Origin of the sequence: Micromonospora sp. CPCC 205554 (genome assembly GCF_036902745.1) — a bacterium.
Lineage (GTDB): Bacteria > Actinomycetota > Actinomycetes > Mycobacteriales > Micromonosporaceae > Micromonospora > Micromonospora tulbaghiae.
Genome location: NZ_JBAKHP010000067.1, coordinates 1 through 1,315 on the forward strand (window position 1 = coordinate 1; position 1,315 = coordinate 1,315).

The 1,315-nt window shown below is 69.4% G+C and carries 1 protein-coding gene; it reads left to right on the plus strand.

Annotation, left to right across the window (positions count from 1 at the left end):
- Positions 1 to 197: 197 nt before the first annotated feature.
- Entirely contained in the window at positions 198 to 1,298 is a 1,101-nt protein-coding gene (locus tag V6U82_RS31490; RefSeq protein WP_334467653.1) for an IS110 family transposase, read from the plus strand.
- Positions 1,299 to 1,315: the final 17 nt, after the last annotated feature.

Below are 1,315 nucleotides of genomic sequence, written 5' to 3' on the forward strand. Positions count from 1 at the left end.
CCTCTGACAGTGATGATGTGGGAGCGGGTCACCCGGCCGGTCTGACTCACCCTCTGACTGACCTTGGGTGTCTTCTAGGGGATTCGTCGGCTTGTCCGGGTGACCCGTTCCTGCACTCACCTGCTGGGCGTTCGTGACCTGATAGGAGCCTGTGCAAGAGGTCCCGTCACTGTCCTGTCCGCCCGTCCCGGCGGTGCGTGCCGACCCTGTTCGGTGCAAGCGAGAGGGACGACGGTTTCAGCATGGCAGCCAAGAAGCGTCAGGTCACAGGCGGCGTCGACACTCACGGCAAAACTCATCACGCCGCCGCCATCGATGGTGCCGGCCGGGTACTGGGCGACCAGGAATTTCCCGCTTCGGCGTCGGGCTACCGGCAACTCCTGGCCTGGCTACGCCGGTTCGGGCAGGTGATCAAGGTCGGGGTGGAGGGCACCGGCACCTACGGCGCGGGCTTGGCCCGCCATCTCACCGCGCAGAGCGTCACGGTGGTCGAGGTCGACCGCCCGGACCGGCGCGCCCGCCGCGCCAAGGGCAAGTCCGATTCTCTCGACGCGCTTGCCGCGGCCAGGGCGGCCCTGTCCGGACAGGCCAGCGGCACCCCGAAGACCCGCACTGGCCCGGTCGAGGCCATCCGCGCTCTGCGGGTGGCCCGCCGCGGCGCGATGAAGGCCCGCACCGCCGCGCTCAACCAGCTCCACGGTCTGCTCGCCTGCGCGCCGGAGTCTCTGCGCCACGACCTCAGCCACCCGCAAGCACCACTGGTCGACCGGTGCGCCGCGCTACTCGTCGACGAGACCCGACTCACCGATCCCGTCGAGGCCACCAAAGCCGCCCTGGCCGCCATCGCCGCCCGGATCCAGGCCCTGACCGCCGAGATCACCCACGCCGACCGGCGACTACGACCCGCCGTCGCCCGCACCGCCCCACACCTGAACGCCGTCTACGGCGTCGGCACCGACGTCGCCGGTCAACTCCTGACCACCGCCGGCGACAACCCCGACCGGCTGCGCTCCGAAGCCGCCCTGGCCCACCTCTGCGGCGCCGCACCCATCCCCGCCAGCTCAGGACGCACCGACCGACACCGCCTCAACCGAGGCGGCGACAGAGCCGCCAACTCAGCCCTGCACACCATCGCCCTGGTCCGCATGCGCCACGACCCCCGCACCCGCGCCTACGTCGACAAACGCACCAAACAAGGACTCAACAAGAAAGAAATCATGCGCTGCCTCAAGCGCTACATCGTCCGCGAGATCCACACCGCCCTCCTCGCCGACTTCACCACCCTCAACACCGCTTGACTTCTATAGGAGCATCC